This window comes from Duganella sp. CF517 (assembly GCF_900110275.1).
Classification (GTDB): Bacteria; Pseudomonadota; Gammaproteobacteria; order Burkholderiales; family Burkholderiaceae_D; genus Rugamonas.
On the sequence record NZ_FODC01000003.1, the window covers coordinates 168,811 to 186,587 of the forward strand.

The window sequence follows — 17,777 nt, forward strand, 5'->3', positions numbered from 1 at the left end:
ACTTGGTTCGTCTCCCACGATGCCAGGAACCCGATGAACGCGACTACCTTACTGCCCGCCGGCGCGCTGCTGCTGTCCTTGTTGATCCCCTCGATGTCGGCGGCGCAAACCGCGCCCGGCACGCCCGCCGCCGCGGTGAACGTCTTCATCGGCACCGGCGGCGACGGCCACACCTTCCCGGGCGCGGCGCGCCCGTTCGGCATGATCCAACTGAGCCCGGACACCCAGGTGCGGCCGTTCCGCCAGAGCTACCCGTGGGCCGCCGGTTACCGCTACGAGGACGACAGCATCCTCGGCTTCTCGCACACGCACTTTTCCGGCAGCGGCCATTCGGACCTGGGCGACGTGCTGCTGATGCCGTACAGCGGCGAGACCAAGCTGGAGCCGGGCTATCCCGAGCGGCCCTTTAGCGGCTACCGCTCGCGCTTCAGCCACAAGGACGAGCGCGCGGAGCCGGGCTACTACGCCGTCAAGCTGCTCGACAACGAGGTCGATGTCGAACTGACCGCCAGCGAGCGCGTGGGCCTGCACCGCTACCGCTACGCGGCCGGCGCGACCGCGAAGGTGATACTGGACCTGCGCAGCAGCATCTACGATTACAAGGCCAAGAACCTGTGGTCGCGCCTGCGCGTGCGCGACGACAAACTGGTCACCGGCATGCGCGAGACGCGCGGCTGGGCGGCCGGCCGCCAACTGTATTTCGCCATCGCGTTCTCGCAGCCGCTGACGGCGCGCGCGCTGCGCAACACGGAGACCGATGTCGAATACAAGGGCTTCGCCAGTCCCGGCAGCGGTCCCGGCGCCGATCCCAACCTTAAGCCCTTCGTCGAGGGCAAGGCGCTGGTCGGCGCGCTCGAATTCGGCGTGCCGGCCGACGGCAAGCTGCTGGTGAAGGTGGCGATATCGGCCGTCAGCGAGGAGGGCGCGATCGCCAACCTGGCCGAGATGCCGGGCTGGGACTTCGACGCCGAACGCGCCAGCGCCTCGGCCGCGTGGAACCAGGCGCTGGGCGCGGTGGCGATCGAGGCGGCCGCGCCGATGAAAACCATGGTCTACACCGCGCTGTACCACAGCATGCTGGCGCCCGGACTGTTCATGGACCGCGACGGCCGCTATCGCGGGCCGGACAACGAGGTGCACCAAGCCGACGGCTTCCGCTTCCATTCGACCTTTTCGCTGTGGGACACCTACCGCGCGCTGCATCCGCTGCTGACCTTGATCCAGCCGGAGCAGCGCAACGTCGATTTCGTGCGCTCGCTGATCGCCTCGCAGAAGGCCAGCCCGTACGGCATCCTGCCGGTGTGGCAGTACCACGGGCTGGAGACGTGGTGCATGATCGGGTACCACGCGGTGCCGGTCATCGCCGACGCCTACATGAAAGGAATGAAGGGCTTCGACGCCGAGGAGGCGCTCAAGGCCATGACCAGCAGCGCCGAATATGGCCCATACGGCGGGCTGCAGCACTACATGAAGCTTGGCTACGTGCCGATCGACCTGGAGCCGGAGGCGGCGTCGAAGACCGTCGAGTACGCGTTCGACGACTGGACCATCGCCCGCATGGCCGAAAAGATGGGCAAGAAGGATGTCGCCGCGCGCTATTACGAGCGGGCGCTGAACTACCGCAATTCGTTCGACACCAAGACCGGATTCCTGCGCGCCAAAAAATCGGACGGCAAGTTCCGCGAGCCGTTCGACCCGGTGCGCTCGAACTTCGGCAGCGATTACACCGAGGGCAGCGCCTGGCAATATTCCTGGTATTCGCCGCACGATAACGCCGGCCTGATCAAGATGCTGGGCGGCGATGCCGGCCTGCAAAAGAAGATCGACATGATGTTCGACGCCAAGGTCGACGACAACGTCTACGCGCACATGGAGGATATCTCCGGGCTGATCGGCCATTACGCGCACGGCAACGAACCGTCGCACCACGTGGCCTATCTGTACAACTACGCCGGCGCCCCGTGGAAGACCCAGCAGCGCTTGACGCAGGTGGTGGCGTCGCAGTACAACGCCACGCCGCAGGGCTTGTCGGGCAACGACGACCTGGGGCAGATGTCGGCCTGGCTGGCCTTCACGGCGCTGGGTTTCTACCCGGTCGCGCCAGGCAGCAACGAGTACGTGATCGGCCGTCCCTTCCTGGATAAGGCGGTGATGAATCTGCCCAACGGCAAGACCTTCACGATCCGCGCCGTCGGCATGAGCGCCGACAACGCCTATGTCGCCGGCGTGACCTTGAACGGCAAACCGCTGGCGCAAACCTTCCTGCGCCACGAGCAAATCATGGCCGGCGGCGAGCTGGTGTTTACGATGGACAAACAACCGAATCAGGCGTGGGGCAAGGGTGCGGCGGCGCGGCCGTACACGCAAACGGCGTACTGAGCGTTCGGCGACCAGCAGCCAATGTCGATCTGATCATAGCGCTTTCCGTTGGGCTGGGTAAGCTGGACTTCTGCCATATCGGGCGGGAAGTTCTCTTACTCAACCTGGACGGAGGTTATGATGGATGAATTTGTCTACAGTCTGCTGTTGAAGGGTACGCAGGGATTGACGCTGCTCGGCACGTTGCGCTACCGCTTCACCGATCTCACCGCCGACGCCCGCGCCCGCGACCTGCAGGCGTTGATGGGTGCGGCGGTCGACCGGCCCACCATCGAGCTGTTCATCTTGCCGGTGGAGGGGACGCTCTCGGTGCCGCTGCTGACCGGCCTGACGCCGGTGCCGATCAGCGGCATCGGCTTCGGCAGTCCGGCGGGCCTGTTGACGGTGTTGTTCAGCAGCACCGACGAGACGCGCGGCCTCAGTCTGCAAATCAATCCGATCGACGCCACCCACATCGGCGGCGGCCTGACCTGGAAACCAGGCGAGCCGGGGACGTTGCTGTTCAGTGTGCTCGGTACGCAGACCGGATTCGCCATGTGAGCCGAGGGCGGGTGGGACGATGGGCGAGGGCGCCACGGGAGTGGCGCCCTCGCCGCATCCGGGCGGCGCCTAGGCCCGGCGTTGACGCAGGGCCGCCGCGCCGATCGCGCCCAGGCCGGCCAGCATCAGCAACGCCGATTCCGGCTCGGGAACGGCGGAGGCCTGGACCCGCTGGATCGAGGTGAGCGTGCCCCAGAAGGAAACGCCGTACTCGTCGCTCTGGCGGTACCAGCCGCCACCGATGGTCGACACCAGACCCTTGTACGCGGTGTCGAGCGTCGAGGGCAGTGCCGTCGAGTCGAGGTAGGTGCCGCTGGCATCGTTGAAGCCCAGACCGGCACCCCCGCTGACATCGGGCTGCGCGCCCCCCTCGTAATTGGTGTTGTCCAGCGAAATGGAGTCGCTGCCGACCGCGTTCACCACCGTCACCGCTCCCATGTAGGCGCTGGCGTAGTTGTTCAGGCCCGACTTGAAACTGTATTCCATGTTGAACGTGGGCAGCGTGCTCAGGCTGAAGGTGCCGTAGTCGAAGAAAGACGACGGGTTGGCCGCATCAAAGCTGATGCGGCCGGTCAGTTGATCGTTCACCGCCATGCGATGCCCCGCCAGCTCGGCGCTGTCGACATAGCCGCCCTGGCCTTTCGACAGCGCCATCACCCGGTCGACCACGGCGGTGAAGGTGTAGGTCACGGTCTCGGCATGCGTCGGGGCGGCGGCCGACAGCAACGCCAGCGCCACCGCGCCGACGCCTGCATTCATCTTGCTTGTCCAGGTCATAGCCATTCCAATCTCGGTTGTGAAGTAGGGAACTTATTATAATAATTGCACTGAGGAATTGTAAATGTAAAATCGCAAGCGTGCGGGACGTAAGATAGCCGCCGTTGCCGATTTGACCGCGCGGCGCGGCGGTGGCGGCGCGCCGCGACTGCAATATCGATCTGATCAGAATGCGTCCGGATTGGCCGGGTAAGCTGAACTACTGCCCCTCGGGCAGGGAAGTTCTCGTTGTCACTATTGCCCCGCGCATGGTGGCCGCTCAACCCGCATGGAGGTTATGATGGATGAGATTATTTACGATCTGTTATTGAAGAGTCCGCTTGGATTCGCGTTGTTGGGGACGCTTCGTTTCCGCGTTGTTTTCGATGAACCGGCGGCCGGCCGCGGCATCGGCGATGTGGCGGCGCTATTGACCGCGACGCTGGAGCGGCCCTTCATCACCATGAACGCCCAGGACCTCGAGGGCAGCATCGCGGTACAGTTCCTGACCGGCCCGCGTCCGTTGCCGGGCGCCGGCCGCATCTTCAGCTTCGACATGACGCCGCTACCGCTGAACGCGCTGTTGAGCGCCGGCGACGCCACGCGCCAGCTGTTTTTGCAGTTCAGCTTCCTGGACGCCACCCACATCGGTGGCGGCATGTTGTGGCAACCGGGCTCGCCGCAACAAATGAAGTTCAGCCTGCTCGGCACGCAGCGCCCGTTCGGCATGCCCGCCGACGTCTCCCAATGAAATTCCCTTCGTCACCGTTGCCCGCGCATGGTGGCCATTCAACTTGGATGGAGGTTATGATGGATGAGATTGCCTTTAACATAATACTGACGAGCGGGTTCGGTTTGAGCTTGCCCGGCACCCTGCGCCTGCGCTTCACCGACCTGGACGCGCTGATGCCCAATGGCGACATCGGCGCCGTGCTGGCAGGGATCCCGCAGCCGGTGGCCATCGACGTGGCGGTGTTCCAGCTGGTGGGCACGCTGTCGGTGCCGCTGCTGACCGGCGCGCGCGCGGTGCCGGTGGCGGGCGTCGGCCTGGCCACGGCGGCCGGCCCCATCGGATATGTGCTGGACGGCACCGACCCGGCGCGTCCGCTGCGGCTGCTGTTCAACAACCTGGAGGTGCAGGACATCGCCGGCGGCCTGGTGTGGCGGGCGGGGCAGCTCGGCCAGCAGATTTTCAGCCTGCTGGGCACCCAGCTTCCGTTCGGCCTGCAGGGCGATGCGGCCGCGCTCGACGAGGCGGCTCCCCGGGGCGAGCCGGCTTGAGGTTCGGCGACCGGCCGCGTGCCGGACTCGCCAATGAGCCGGTCGCCGGAGGACCTGTGGCCGTCATCGCGCGCCTGCCCCATGGCGAGGTTTTGCTGCCCGGGCGGGCGTGGTCATGGGACTTGCGCGATGGGCCCGGGGCCACGCGGATTCCTATGGAAAAGCCCCCTAGTATATTTCCGGGACGATGATTTCCGACGGCACCGGGCGGCGCACATAGTCGTCGTGGTACTCGCGCTCGGGCAGCTGGATCGCCGGATGCTCGACTTCGACGTACGGCATCTGTCCCAGCAAGTGGTGGATGCAGTTCAGGCGCGCCTTCTTCTTGTCCACGCCTTGCACCACCCACCACGGCGCCTCCGGAATGTGGGTGCGTTCGAGCATGATCTCCTTGGCCCTGGTGTATTCCTCCCAGCGGCGGCGCGACTCCAGGTCCATCGGGCTCAGCTTCCACTGCTTGAGCGGATCGTGGATGCGGCCGAGGAAGCGCGCGTTTTGCTCCTCGTCCGAGATCGAGAACCAGTATTTGATCAGCTGGATGCCGGAGCGCGCCAGCATGCGCTCGAATTCCGGCACGGTCTGGAAGAATTCCTCGTATTGCTCGTCGCTGCAGAAACCCATCACGCGCTCGACGCCGGCGCGGTTGTACCAGCTGCGGTCGAACAGCACGATCTCGCCGGCGGCCGGCAGGTGCGAGGCGTAGCGCTGGAAGTACCATTGCGTGCGCTCGCGGTTGTTGGGCGCGGGCAGCGCGGCGACGCGGCACACGCGCGGATTGAGGCGCTGCACGATGCGCTTGATGACGCCACCCTTGCCGGCGGCGTCGCGGCCCTCGAACAGGATCACCACCTTGTGGCCGGTGTGCACCACCCAGTCCTGCAGTTTGACCAGCTCTGCTTGCAGGCGGAACAGTTCGCGGAAGTAGTGGCGGCGGGCGGCCTTGGCCGCTTCGCTGCGTTCCGTTTCGATGACCAGCTTGGTGACCGGATCGATCTCGCGGTCCTCCAGCTCCATCTCCAGTTCCTCGTCGTAGCTGTCGGTGAGCTCGCGGTGCACGCGCTCCAGCAAATCTTGCTCGTTCAATTTCACGCAGTGCTCCTCGGTGTGGTCCGGGCACAGCTTACGCGCGCAATGTGACCTGGCGATGACGGATCAATATCGCCCCGATGTCGATCTGATCATGATGCGGTCCGCCCGGCTCGGTAAGCTGAACTCCTGGCTCGCGAGCGAGGCAGGCATGTTTGCGGTGACTTTACTTGGGAGGTTATGATGGATGAGCTGGTCTATAACTTGTTGTTGAAGAGTCCGAACGGTTTGACGCTGCTCGGCACCCTGCGCTACCGCTACACGGACCTGGAGGCGCTCAGGGTGGGCGAGCTGTCGGCGCTCATGGAGCAGGCGCAGCAGGTGGACACCTTCGAGTTGTCGCTCTTCAAGCTCGCCGGCACCTTGTCGGTGCCGTTGCTGACCGGCTTCACGCCGGTGCCGGTCGAGGGGCTCTCGTTCGTCGCGCTGCTGGGGCCGACGCTGACGAATTTGCTCAGCAGCACCGATCCGCGGCGCCGCCTCGACATGCAGTTCAACTTCATCGGTAGCAACATTATCGCCGGCGGCCTGCTGTGGCGTCCGGGCGAGCTGCGCCAGCAGGTGTTCAGTATTTTGGGCACGCGCGCGGCGCTGGGCATGTGAGATGGCCGGCCGCCCGGCCAGGGTACGGGGACGCCGGTCGGCGTCCCTTTTCTTTGGCGGTAATATGAATTGCTGCCGATGTGGGTTGCTGCGAATGTGAGTTACTGCGGATACAGGCCGTGCACCCGGCCGAACAGGCGGGTTAGGCCGAGCAGGGCGTCGATGTGGGGCGTGGGCAGGTGTAGCCGCTGACCGATTTCGCGCACGGCGCCGACCAGCGCGTCGAGTTCGAGCACGCGGCCGGCGTCGGCGTCCTGCAGCATCGAGCTCTTGAAGGCGCCCAACTTGCGCGTGACCTCGTGGCGCTGCTCCGGCGTCTGCGCGATGTGGCAGCCGATGCGGTCGCCGATCAGCGCCGCCTCGCGCATCGCCGCGCGGCAAAACTCGGCCACCAGCGGATCGTCGAGGATGCGGTCGGCGGTGGCGCCGGTCATCGCCGATACCGGGTTCAACGTCATGTTGCCCCACAGTTTGTACCAGATGTCGTAGCGGATGTTGTCGGAGACGGTGACGTCGAAGCCGGCGCCGCCCAGCAGCGCGCCGAGCTGGCGCGCGCGGGCCGACTCCCCGCCGCCCGGTTCGCCGATGATGAGGCCGTTGCCCATTTTGTGGGCCGTCAGGCCCGGCTCCGGCGACGACGTGCTGGCGTGCACCACGCAGCCGAGCACCTGGGCGTAGGGCAGGGCGGCGGTGATCGTGCCTTCCGGATCGACGCTGGCCAGCGGCTGGTCGCCGATGGCGGCCACGCCCTGGCCGAACCACCATGGCACGCCGTTCATGGCCGGCAGGATCACCGTGTCCGGCCCGATCAGCGGGCCGATCTCGCGCGCCACGGCGGTCAAGCCCTGGCCCTTGACGGCGACGATGACCACGTCCTGGCGGCCCAGCTGCGCGGCGTCGTCGCTGGCGCGCGCCGGCGCGGTGGTCAGGACGTCGCCCTGGCGCAGCCGCCAGCCATGTTCTTGCAGCGAAACGAGTGCCGCGCGGCGCGCCAGCACGCTCAGATCACACGCGGCCGCAGCCGCCAAACGGGTGCCGATGAAGCCGCCGATGGCCCCGGCGCCGACGATACATACTTTCATGTTGTCTCCTCTGAAAGAAAAGGGGCCGCGATGTGCGGCCCCGCCTCCTGAAGCAGGTTTTACTGCATCTTATTAGTGACTTGTTATATTAGTTGCTAACTTCAGTTACGGATATCGAGCCTGCGGTTCAGGCTCAGCGCGGCCAGCGAGGCGACCGCGCCCGACAGCAGGTACAGGCCGACGTAGGCCAGTCCGAAGTGCGCCGACACGCCCAGCGCCACCAGCGGCGCAAAACCGGCGCCCACCAGCCAGGCGATATCGGACGTCAACGCCGCGCCGGTGTAGCGGAAGCGCTGTTCGAAGTTGGCGGTGACGGCGCCGGCGGCCTGGCCGTACGACAGGCCCAGCAGCGCGAAGCCCACCAGGATGAAGATATCCTGGCCGAGCTCGCCGCCGTCGATCAGCGACGGCACGGCGGCGCTGAAGACCGCGATCATGATGGCCAGCGTGCCCAGGGTGCGGCGGCGGCCGTAGCGGTCGGCCACCAGGCCCGAAATAATAATGCCGATCGTCATCAATACGACGCCGACCATCTGCACCTGCAGGAAGCCGGACACCGAACGCGGCGAGTACAGGCTGATCCAGGACAGCGGGAACACCGTCACCAGGTGGAACAGCGCGTAGCTGGCTAGCGCGGCCAGCGCGCCGATCAGCACGTTGCGGCCCTGTTTGCTCAGCAGCTCGACCACGCTGACCGGTTCCAGCTGGCGCTCGTCGAGCAGGTGCGAGTATTCATGGGTGGTCACCAGGCGCAGGCGGGCGAACAGCGCCACCACGTTGATGGCGAACGCCACATAGAACGGATAGCGCCAGCCCCAGTCGAGGAAGTCCAGCGAGCTCAAGGTGGCCATCATGTAGGCGAACAGGCCGGCGGCGATCAGGAAGCCGATCGGCGCGCCCAATTGGCCGAGCATGGCGTACCAGCCGCGCTTGTTTTCGGGCGCGTTCAGCGCCAGCAGCGACGGCAGGCCGTCCCACGAACCGCCCTGGGCGATGCCCTGGCCGATGCGCAGCAGCGACAGGATGACGATGGAGGTGGTGCCCAGCGACGCGTAATCGGGCAGGAAGGCGATGCCGGCGGTGGACACGCCCATCACCATCAGCGCAAGCATCAGCTTGGCTTCCCGGGTGAACCGGTGTTGCACTGCCATAAATGCCACAGTACCGAGCGGTCGGGCAATAAATGCTAGCGAGAAAATCGCGAAAGCGTATAGTGTTCCGTCAAGGCGGCTCTCGTACGGGAAGAACACCGACGGGAACACCAGCGCCGAGGCGATCGCGTAGACGAAGAAGTCGAAGTATTCGGAGGCGCGGCCGATGACCACGCCGATGGCGATTTCGCCTGGTGAAATATCCCCATCCCGGGCATTGATGTTGCGCGCGCCTTGGCTGGTTTGATGCTCTGGGACGACGCCCGTTAATGTAGTCGTATTGGCCATGGTCTCGTCTCGTAAGTAAATTAATTTTTATTACGATCATGTCCCCGGACCACTAGGACAAAGTGTCCAATGGCAAGAACATTCCGTAATAGGTACAGTAGCATGTTATCCATAATCTGTGACGTAAATTACCGCATGATTCCTCCTATCGCTCGTCGTGGGCTATTCCTCGCACCGTTGTTGTGGCTTGCTGGCTGCAACACGGTCGTGTTGAACCCGTCCGGAGATATCGCCGCTCAGCAGGGAAACCTTGTCATTGTTTCCACATTGCTGATGCTGTTGATTATCGTACCCGTTATGATTTTGATCTGTCTGTTCGCTTGGCGCTATAGGAAGTCAAATACTTCCGCCAAATACGAACCGAACTGGGATCACTCGACCAAGCTCGAATTGCTGATCTGGGGCGCGCCGCTGCTGATCATCATCGTGCTGGGCGCGATCACCTGGATCTACACCCACCTGTTGGACCCGTACCGTCCGCTCAGCCGCATCGACGCCGAGCGTCCGGTGGCCGCCGGCGTCAAGCCGCTCGAGATCCAGGTCGTGTCGATGGACTGGAAGTGGATGTTCATCTATCCGGAACAGGGCATCGCCACCATCAATGAGCTGGTGACGCCGATCGACGTGCCGGTGCGCTTCAAGATGACGTCCTCGACCGTGATGAACGCCTTCTACATTCCTGCGCTGGCCGGCATGGTCTACACCATGCCCGGCATGGAAACGCAGCTGAACGCGGTGATGAACAAGGTGGGCGTGTACGACGGCTTCTCGTCGAACTACAGCGGCGCCGGTTTCTCGCAGATGCGCTTCAAGTACCACGGCGTGAACCAGGGCGACTTCGACGCCTGGGTCGCCAAGACCAAGGCCGGTTCGGCGCTCACCCGCGCCGAGTACGTGGCGCTGGACAAGCCGACCATCAAGCATCAGATCACCCACTTCGGTACCGTCGACAAGGGTCTGTACGACCTCGTGCTGAACCGTTGCGTGGTTGAAGGTTCGGTCTGCATGAACACCCTGATGCACCAGGACGCCACACGCATCAAGGCGGCGGCCGCAGTCAAAGCGCTGGACAAAGACGTCTGTGAGACCGACGTTGCCGCCACCGCCCAACCCATCCGTAAAGAATGACCATGTCCGAACATACCTTGACACCCAACCACCCGATCCTGGGTCGCCTGTCGTGGGAATCGATCCCGCTGCATGAGCCCATCCTGATCGGCACCTTCGCCATGGTGGCGATCGGAGGCCTGGCCTTCCTCGCCGTCATGTTCAAATTCCGCCTGTGGGGCCCGCTGTGGAAGAACTGGATCACCAGTATCGACCACAAGAAGATCGGTATCATGTACATGATCCTGGGCATCATCATGCTGCTGCGCGGCTTCGCCGACGCGCTGATGATGCGCGCCCAGCAAGCGATGGCCTTCGGCGACAACGCCGGCTTCCTGCCGCCGCACCATTACGACCAGGTCTTCACGGCCCACGGCACGATCATGATCTTTTTCGTGGCCATGCCCCTGGTGACCGGCCTGATGAACTACGTGGTGCCGCTGCAGATCGGCGCGCGCGACGTTTCGTTCCCGTTCCTGAACAACTTCTCGTTCTGGATGACCACCTTCGGCGCCATGCTGACGATGGTGTCGCTGTTCGTCGGCGAATTCGCCAAGACCGGCTGGCTGGCGTTCCCGCCGCTGTCGGGCATCATGGCCAGTCCGGACGTGGGGGTTGATTACTATATCTGGTCATTGCAGATCGCCGGGGTGGGCACGACCCTGTCCGGCGTCAACCTGATCGCCACCATCGTCAAGATGCGCGCGCCGGGCATGGACCTGATGAAGATGCCTGTCTTCACGTGGACCGCGCTGTGCACCAACGCCCTGATCGTCGCCACCTTCCCGATCCTGACCGTCACCCTGGCGATGCTGTCGCTCGACCGCATGGTCGGCACCAACTTCTTCACCAACGACCTCGGCGGCAACCCGATGTTGTACGTCAACCTGATCTGGATCTGGGGCCACCCCGAGGTCTACATCCTGATCCTGCCGGTGTTCGGCGTGTTCTCGGAAATCGTCTCGACCTTCAGCGCCAAGCGCCTGTTCGGCTACACGTCGATGGTGTACGCCACCGTCGTCATCACCATCCTGTCGTACCTGGTATGGCTGCACCACTTCTTCACCATGGGTTCGGGCGCCAGCGTCAACTCGTTCTTCGGCATCACGACGATGATCATCTCGATCCCGACCGGCGCCAAGATCTTCAACTGGCTGTTCACCATGTACAAGGGCCGCATCACCTTCGACGTGCCGATGCTGTGGACCGTGGGCTTCATGCTGACCTTCGTCATCGGCGGCATGACCGGCGTGATGCTGGCCGTGCCACCGGCCGACTTCGTGCTGCACAACTCGCTGTTCCTGATCGCCCACTTCCATAACGTCATCATCGGCGGCGTGGTGTTCGGCCTGTTCGCCGGCATGAACTACTGGTTCCCGAAAGCGTTCGGCTTCAAGCTCGACGAATTCTGGGGCAAGGTTTGCTTCTGGTGCTGGCTGGTCGGCTTCTGGGTCGCGTTCACGCCGCTGTACGTGATGGGCTTCATGGGCGTGACCCGCCGCATGAACCACTTCGAAGATCCGTCGCTGCAAATCTGGTTCGTCATCGCCGCCATCGGCGCGCTGATCATCGCCGGCGGTATCGGCGCGTTCCTGATGCAGATCTATGTGTCGTGGCGCGACCGCGAGAAGCTGCGCGACGTCACCGGCGACCCATGGGGCGGCCGTACGCTGGAGTGGGCGACCTCGTCGCCACCGCCGGACTACAACTTCGCGTTCACCCCGGTGGTGCACGACAGCGACAGCTGGGCCGACATGAAGGCGCACAACTACAAGCGTCCGACCAAGGGCTTCGTCGATATCCACATGCCGAAGAACACGGCCGCCGGCTTCATCATCTCGTCGCTGTCGTTCGTCATGGGCTTCGCCCTGGTCTGGCAGATGTGGGCGCTGGCCATCGTCGGCTTCGTCGCCATGATGGTCGCCATCATCAAGCACACCTTTAACTACAAGCGCGATTTCTACATCAAGGCGGAAGAAGTCATCCGTACCGAAGAAGCGCACACTCGTTTGCTGGAAAGCCATGTCTGATATAACCGCTAACGCCGCCATGAGCGACGACCCAAGCGCGCGCTACTACGTAGCCGACCACCACCCGGAGAACGGCACCCTGCTGGGCTTCTGGCTGTACCTGATGAGCGACTGCCTGCTGTTCGCCGGCCTGTTCGCCGCCTACGCCGTGCTCGGCCGCAATTACGCGGGCGGCCCGTCGGGCGCCGAGCTGTTCGAACTGGGCACCATCGCCCTGAACACGGCGTTCCTGCTGCTGTCGTCGATCACCTATGGCTTCGCCATGATCGCCGCCCAGCGCAAGAGCCTGAAGTTCGCCATCATCTGGCTGGGCATCACGGGCCTGTTCGGCCTGGCGTTCCTGTTCCTGGAGATCGAAGAGTTCATGCACCTGATACACATCGGTGCCGGTCCGCAGCGCAGCGCGTTCCTGACCTCGTTCTTCGCGCTGGTCGGCACCCACGGTCTGCACGTGACCTTCGGTACGATCTGGCTGATCACGTTGATGTTCCAGCTGAAAAAGCACGGTCTGACGGTCGAGAACAACCGCCGCATGATGTGCCTGTCGATGTTCTGGCACTTCCTGGACGTGATCTGGATCGGTGTGTTTACCTTTGTTTACCTGATGGGAGTTCTGCCATGAGCGCGCCACACAACCATAGCCACGGCGACGGCCACGGCCACGGCCATGACGATCATGGCCACGGCGCGGAAGGCGCCCACGGCAGCCTGAAGGATTACGCCATCGGCTTCGTGCTGTCGGTGATCCTGACGGCCATTCCGTTCTGGCTGGTGATGGCCAAGGTGTTCGACAAGTCCAGCACCACGGCCGCCGTGATCCTGGCCTTCGCCGCCGTCCAGGTGGTCGTGCACATGGTCTACTTCCTGCACATGAACGGCAAGAACGAAGGCGGCTGGTCGTTGCTGGCGTTGTTGTTCACGCTGGTGCTGCTGCTGATCGTCCTGGCCGGCTCGATTTGGGTCATGTACCACATGAACCTGAACATGATGCCTTCGATGGGCTCGGATGTGCACAGCATGCACGACATGAAATGACGACTGGCGCATCGCGCCAACGTTCCCGCGCCCTGCGCGTCATCCTGGCCCTCGTGGCCGGGGTGATGTTCGCAGGGTTTTTTGCTTTGGGGACGTGGCAAATATTCAGATTGCAATGGAAGCTGGCGTTGATCGAACGGGTCGACCAGCGCGTGCACGCGGCGCCGGCGCCGGCCCCCGGCGTCGCCGACTGGCCGCGGTTGCGCGCCGAGGACGACGAGTACCGCCGCGTGCGCATCAGCGGCGCGTACCTGCCGGGGTCGACCACGTGGACCCTGGCGTCGCTCGAGCGCGGCATCGGCTACTGGGTGCTGACGCCGCTGTGCACGGCCGACGGCGGCATCGTCATGGTCAACCGGGGCTTCGTGCCGGCCGGGGCCGGCGGCTGGAGTCCGCGCCCGTCGCCCGCGCCGGCCACCGCCAACGCCTGCGCTGCGGTCGCCGGCGCTCCGGCGGTGACGGTCACCGGCCTGCTGCGCATCGGCGAAAAGAACAGCTCGCTGCGCAGCAACCAACCGGAGCGCAACTACTGGTACACGCGCGACGTGCAGGCGATCGCCAGGGCGCGCGGCTTGCCGGCGGTGGCGCCATACTTCGTCGATGCCGATGCCGCTTCCGCGCAGGCCGACCTGCCCGGCGACAGCGTGCGCCCGGCAGGCGGGTTGACGGTGATCTCCTTCGTCAACAATCACCTGGTCTACGCCATCACCTGGTTCGGACTGGCGTTGATGGTGGCGGGCGCTGCGTGGTGGGTGGCAAGGGATGCGCGCAAGGGCGCCGATCACGTAAAATAAGACGGATGGCGACAAAATACCCCAACCCCTTCGACCGCGGTCGTCCCAACGCCCCCGTGGTCGAACCGCTGGCCGCCGTGAAAGCGTCGGCCAACACCATCACGCACGCGGCCGGCCACAAGAACATGCAGCAGCTGATCCAGCTGCGCTGGATCGCCGTGATCGGCCAGATCACCACCATCGCCGCCGCCTCGCAACTGCTCGACGTGCAACTGCCGATGCCGGCCATGCTCAACGTGCTGGCCTGCCTGATCGCCTTCAACATCGCCAGCACCCTGCGCTGGCAGGAAAACCAGTTCGTCTCCAACAACGAACTGCTGCTGGCGCTGACGGTGGATGTCGCCAGCCTGACCGCCCAGCTGTACCTGAGCGGCGGCGCCACCAACCCCTTCGTCTTCCTGTACCTGCTGCACGTGATCCTGGGCGCGGTGCTGCTCGAAGCCTGGTCGACCTGGACCATCGTGGCCGTCACCGGCGCCTGCATCGCCTGGCTGGCGCTGTTCTCCGAGCCGCTGCGGCTGCCGCAAGACCACGAGCGCGGCATCATGAGTCTGTACGTGCAGGGGATGCTGGTGTGCTTCATCCTCGACGCGGCGCTGCTGGTGATCTTCATCAGCCGCATCACGCGCAATATGCGCACCACGGCCGCCAAGCTGGCCGCCTTGCACCAGCGCGCGGCCGAGGAGGAGCACATCATCCGCATGGGCCTGCTGGCCTCGGGCGCGGCGCACGAACTGGGCACGCCGCTGGCCACCCTGGCCGTGATCCTCGGCGACTGGAAGCACATGCCCGAGTTCAAGGGCAACCCGGTGCTGCTGGAGGAAATCGCCGAGATGCAGACGCAGCTCAAGCGCTGCAAGTCCATCGTCAGCGGCATCCTGCTGTCGGCCGGCGAGACGCGCGGCGAATCGTCGGCCGCGACCACCATCAACACCTTCCTCGACGAGGTGGTGGCCGAGTGGCGCATCGGCCGTCCGGTGGTGGCGTTCGAGTTCGAAAACCGCATCGATCCGGACCTGCCGGTGGTGTCCGATTCGACGCTCAAGCAAATGATCTGCAATGTGCTGGATAATGCGCTGGAGGCTTCGCCGCAGTGGCTGCGCATGGAGGCCTCGCGCGAGGACGATGCGCTGGTGCTGCAGGTGACCGACGCCGGCCCCGGCTTCGCCGAGGCGATGCTGGCGCAATTCGGCAAACCATATAATTCCAGTAAGGGGCGTCCGGGCGGAGGGCTCGGGCTGTTCCTGGTCGTGAACGTCGCGCGCACGCTGGGCGGCGCCGTCACCGCCAGCAATCTGGAGCGGGGCGGGGCGATGGTGCGGCTGGCGCTGCCGCTGTCGGCCATCGAAATCAAATCGGAACAAGTTAATCATGAGTACTGAAGAACGTTTGCTGTTGCTGGTCGAAGACGACGCCGCGTTCGCCCGCACCTTGAGCCGTTCGTTCGAACGGCGCGGTTACAGGGTGCTGCTGGCCGAGAACGTCGACGAGACCAGCGCGGTGCTGGTGGACCACTCGCCCGGCTACGCCGTGGTGGACCTGAAGCTGAAGGGTAACTCGTCCGGGCTGGCCTGCGTGCAGATGCTGCACCAGCACGATCCGGACATGTTGATCGTGGTGCTGACCGGCTTCGCCAGCATCAACACGGCGGTCGAGGCGATCAAGCTGGGCGCGTGCCAGTACCTGGCCAAGCCGTCCAACACCGACGATATCGAGGCCGCGTTCGAGCACGTCGCCGGCGCGGCCGAGCTGGAGCTGACCAACCGCTCGACATCGATCAAGACCCTGGAGTGGGAGCATATCCACACGGTGCTGGCCGAGACCGACTTCAATATCTCGGAAGCGGCGCGCCGGCTGGGCATGCACCGCCGCACGCTGGCGCGCAAGCTGGAAAAGCAGCGCGTGAAATAACGACGGGAAGGGCAACCGGCGAATCCGGCCGCCGGCGACCTTCTGCGGGCGCCGGCCGGCACGGCGTTGCGTGACATCACCGATTTGGTCGCGCGCGGTGTTCTGCGTAAAATGGATGCCGGGGGACGCAGTACAGGCTACCAGTTGACCGAAATCGCACCATAATCGCTGAAGGTGAAACCATCATGCTGATCAGACGTTGCGCCGTGCTGTTTGTCGAGCCTCGCGAAGAGCTCGATATCGATTGGTCGTCGCTGTTCGCCGGCGAGAGCGCGCTGGGTGCGACGGTGCGCTGGATCGCGCTGGCGCCGCACCTGGGCAACGAGGTCGAGATCGGCAGCGACGAGCTGCAGGCCCTGGGCTGCATCAGCCTGACGTTGTGGCAGGAGCGCGCCGCCTGCGAACAAAAGTCGTCGGCCGAGGTCATCGCGCGCTTGCTCGCGCACGGCCTGCTGCTGAGCGATTCGCCCGAAGGCGCGGCGATGCGCGAACGCGACGAGGTGCTGCGCTCGCAGCACTGGCGGCCTTTGTCGGCCACCGCGCACATGTTCAGCCGCTGGGGCGATATGCGGGTCGACAAGGGCATGCAGTTCCCCAGCTTCGAGGAATTGGTCGAGTCGTACGGCGCGCCGCCGCAACCGGCCATCGAACGCGGCGCCGCCATCGACGCGTTGATGCTGCCGGTTCCCGCGCGCGCCGGTCTGGACGAGACGCTGTTCAAGCGTTACACCGGCCGTAACTTCGATCCCGTCGCCACGCTGCCGCTGGCCACCGCCGCGCGCTTGCTGCAACGCGCCTTCGGCTCGCAGGGGGAGCGCGAGATGGCGCCGGACGCGTTCGTGCTGAAGAAGCTCAGTCCCTCCGCCGGCGGGCTGCATCCGACCGAGGCCTATGTGCTGGCGCAGCGCGTGCAGGGCGTGGCGCCCGGCTTGTATCACTACCATCCGGTGCGGCACGCGCTGGAGCCGCTGGTGGCGATGGATACCACGCAGACGGCGGAGCTGGCGATGCGCATGGTGGCCGACCAGGATTGGTTTGTCGACGCGCCGATGATGGTGGTGCTGGCGGCGCGCGTCGAGCGCAATTTCTGGAAGTACCGTAACCACGCCAAGGCCTACCGCGCGCTGTTGCTGGACGCGGGGCATTTGTCGCAGACGTTCTATCTGCTGGCGACGGAGGCGGGCCTGCCGGCCTTTGTGACGGCGGCGGTCAACGAGGTCGATATCGAGCGCGCGTTGGGGCTCGATCCGTTGAAGGACATGGTGGTGGCGGTGTGCGGCTGCGGCGCGGCGTCGGGCGCGCGGGATACGGTGGAGATGCGCTACGAACCTTGATTCGTGGCGCGGCGCCGGACGGCGCACGCGCCGGCGCCGTCGGCGGGACGGCCAGGGCGGACAGGGTTCAGCGTTGGCCCGACAGGAAGAATGGAATCGCGCCGGCGGCGTTTTCCAGCTTGCCCTTGATCGCGTGGCGATTGGCGGCGAGGACTTCCTTGGACGGCAGGCTGCGCAGGGCCGGAATCTGGGCGGCGTCGATGCGGATGCCCATGCCGCCGAGCGCGATTTGCGGATCGCTCAGAAAACGCTGGCGGAAGTTGTCGTCGGCGGACAGTTTGGACAGCAGCAGGTCCAGATCTTGCGGGGAATGCGTAGCCATGTGGTCACCTTTCATTTGATGGGCAGATTGACGCGTATCAACACGCAAGCCCATGCTAGGGCAAAGCCTGATCGATCT

At 64.7% G+C, this 17,777-nt stretch carries 18 protein-coding genes; 13 read left to right on the plus strand and 5 right to left on the minus strand.

Features of this window, described 5'->3' with window-relative positions:
* Positions 1–33 precede the first annotated feature (33 nt).
* Together BMX85_RS12510 and BMX85_RS12515 are read left to right on the plus strand one after the other, a co-directional pair.
* Positions 34–2,379 (plus strand): GH92 family glycosyl hydrolase, encoded by a 2,346-nt coding sequence (locus BMX85_RS12510; RefSeq protein ID WP_090318124.1) that lies wholly within the window; start codon positions 34–36, stop codon positions 2,377–2,379.
* A 117-nt stretch (positions 2,380–2,496) separates the two neighbouring features.
* Complete coding sequence (locus tag BMX85_RS12515; RefSeq protein ID WP_090318127.1) at positions 2,497–2,919, plus strand: hypothetical protein; 423 nt, start codon at positions 2,497–2,499, stop codon at positions 2,917–2,919.
* Between the two features lie 69 nt (positions 2,920–2,988).
* Here the strand turns inward: BMX85_RS12515 and BMX85_RS12520 are convergent, their stop codons facing one another.
* Positions 2,989–3,696 (minus strand): PEP-CTERM sorting domain-containing protein, encoded by a 708-nt coding sequence (locus tag BMX85_RS12520; RefSeq protein WP_177196735.1) that lies wholly within the window; start codon positions 3,694–3,696, stop codon positions 2,989–2,991.
* A gap of 280 nt (positions 3,697–3,976) precedes the next feature.
* On the opposite strand from BMX85_RS12520, the gene BMX85_RS12525 reads away from it, so the two are divergent.
* Both BMX85_RS12525 and BMX85_RS12530 read left to right on the plus strand, forming a co-directional pair.
* Complete coding sequence (locus BMX85_RS12525; protein ID WP_143067964.1) at positions 3,977–4,426, plus strand: hypothetical protein; 450 nt, start codon at positions 3,977–3,979, stop codon at positions 4,424–4,426.
* 104 nt (positions 4,427–4,530) lie between these two features.
* Positions 4,531–4,956: a hypothetical protein gene (locus BMX85_RS12530; protein ID WP_229210425.1), complete on the plus strand. Its 426-nt coding sequence runs from the start codon at positions 4,531–4,533 to the stop codon at positions 4,954–4,956.
* Positions 4,957–5,124: 168 nt separating this feature from the next.
* Here BMX85_RS12530 and ppk2 read toward each other — a convergent pair whose 3' ends face one another.
* Positions 5,125–5,970, minus strand: coding sequence for a polyphosphate kinase 2 (gene ppk2, locus BMX85_RS12535; protein WP_373923729.1), 846 nt, complete (start codon positions 5,968–5,970; stop codon positions 5,125–5,127).
* A 252-nt stretch (positions 5,971–6,222) separates the two neighbouring features.
* Here ppk2 and BMX85_RS12540 point away from each other — a divergent pair, with 252 nt between their 5' ends.
* A complete protein-coding gene (locus BMX85_RS12540; protein ID WP_143067965.1) occupies positions 6,223–6,645 on the plus strand; it encodes a hypothetical protein in 423 nt (140 codons plus the stop codon).
* 101 nt (positions 6,646–6,746) lie between these two features.
* On the opposite strand, the gene BMX85_RS12545 is transcribed toward BMX85_RS12540, so the two are convergent.
* On the minus strand, positions 6,747–7,727 hold the full coding sequence (locus BMX85_RS12545) for a 2-dehydropantoate 2-reductase (RefSeq protein WP_090318142.1): 981 nt from the start codon (positions 7,725–7,727) through the stop codon (positions 6,747–6,749).
* A gap of 101 nt (positions 7,728–7,828) precedes the next feature.
* Complete coding sequence (locus BMX85_RS12550; protein WP_090318145.1) at positions 7,829–9,166, minus strand: MFS transporter; 1,338 nt, start codon at positions 9,164–9,166, stop codon at positions 7,829–7,831.
* 135 nt (positions 9,167–9,301) lie between these two features.
* Here BMX85_RS12550 and cyoA point away from each other — a divergent pair, with 135 nt between their 5' ends.
* From cyoA to BMX85_RS12590, 8 genes are all read left to right on the plus strand, one after another.
* Positions 9,302–10,294 (plus strand): ubiquinol oxidase subunit II, encoded by a 993-nt coding sequence (gene cyoA / locus BMX85_RS12555; protein ID WP_090318148.1) that lies wholly within the window; start codon positions 9,302–9,304, stop codon positions 10,292–10,294.
* Positions 10,291–12,303: a cytochrome o ubiquinol oxidase subunit I gene (cyoB, locus tag BMX85_RS12560; RefSeq protein WP_373923576.1), complete on the plus strand. Its 2,013-nt coding sequence runs from the start codon at positions 10,291–10,293 to the stop codon at positions 12,301–12,303. The genes cyoA and cyoB overlap by 4 nt, the downstream gene beginning before the upstream one ends.
* A complete protein-coding gene (gene cyoC / locus BMX85_RS12565) occupies positions 12,296–12,925 on the plus strand; it encodes a cytochrome o ubiquinol oxidase subunit III (protein WP_090318154.1) in 630 nt (209 codons plus the stop codon). Before cyoB ends, cyoC begins: the two co-directional genes overlap by 8 nt.
* Entirely contained in the window at positions 12,922–13,338 is a 417-nt protein-coding gene (cyoD, locus tag BMX85_RS12570) for a cytochrome o ubiquinol oxidase subunit IV (RefSeq protein ID WP_090318156.1), read from the plus strand. Before cyoC ends, cyoD begins: the two co-directional genes overlap by 4 nt.
* Complete coding sequence (locus BMX85_RS12575) at positions 13,335–14,132, plus strand: SURF1 family protein (protein WP_090318159.1); 798 nt, start codon at positions 13,335–13,337, stop codon at positions 14,130–14,132. Before cyoD ends, BMX85_RS12575 begins: the two co-directional genes overlap by 4 nt.
* A 5-nt stretch (positions 14,133–14,137) precedes the next feature.
* On the plus strand, positions 14,138–15,514 hold the full coding sequence (locus BMX85_RS12580; RefSeq protein WP_090318162.1) for an ATP-binding protein: 1,377 nt from the start codon (positions 14,138–14,140) through the stop codon (positions 15,512–15,514).
* Positions 15,504–16,043, plus strand: a complete 540-nt coding sequence (locus tag BMX85_RS12585) for a response regulator transcription factor (protein WP_090318165.1) — start codon at positions 15,504–15,506, stop codon at positions 16,041–16,043. The genes BMX85_RS12580 and BMX85_RS12585 overlap by 11 nt, the downstream gene beginning before the upstream one ends.
* A gap of 185 nt (positions 16,044–16,228) precedes the next feature.
* Positions 16,229–17,377, plus strand: coding sequence for a putative peptide maturation dehydrogenase (locus BMX85_RS12590; RefSeq protein WP_090318168.1), 1,149 nt, complete (start codon positions 16,229–16,231; stop codon positions 17,375–17,377).
* Positions 17,378–17,444: 67 nt separating this feature from the next.
* Here the strand turns inward: BMX85_RS12590 and BMX85_RS12595 are convergent, their stop codons facing one another.
* Complete coding sequence (locus BMX85_RS12595; protein WP_090318171.1) at positions 17,445–17,699, minus strand: NHLP-related RiPP peptide; 255 nt, start codon at positions 17,697–17,699, stop codon at positions 17,445–17,447.
* Between the last annotated feature and the right edge of the window lie 78 nt (positions 17,700–17,777).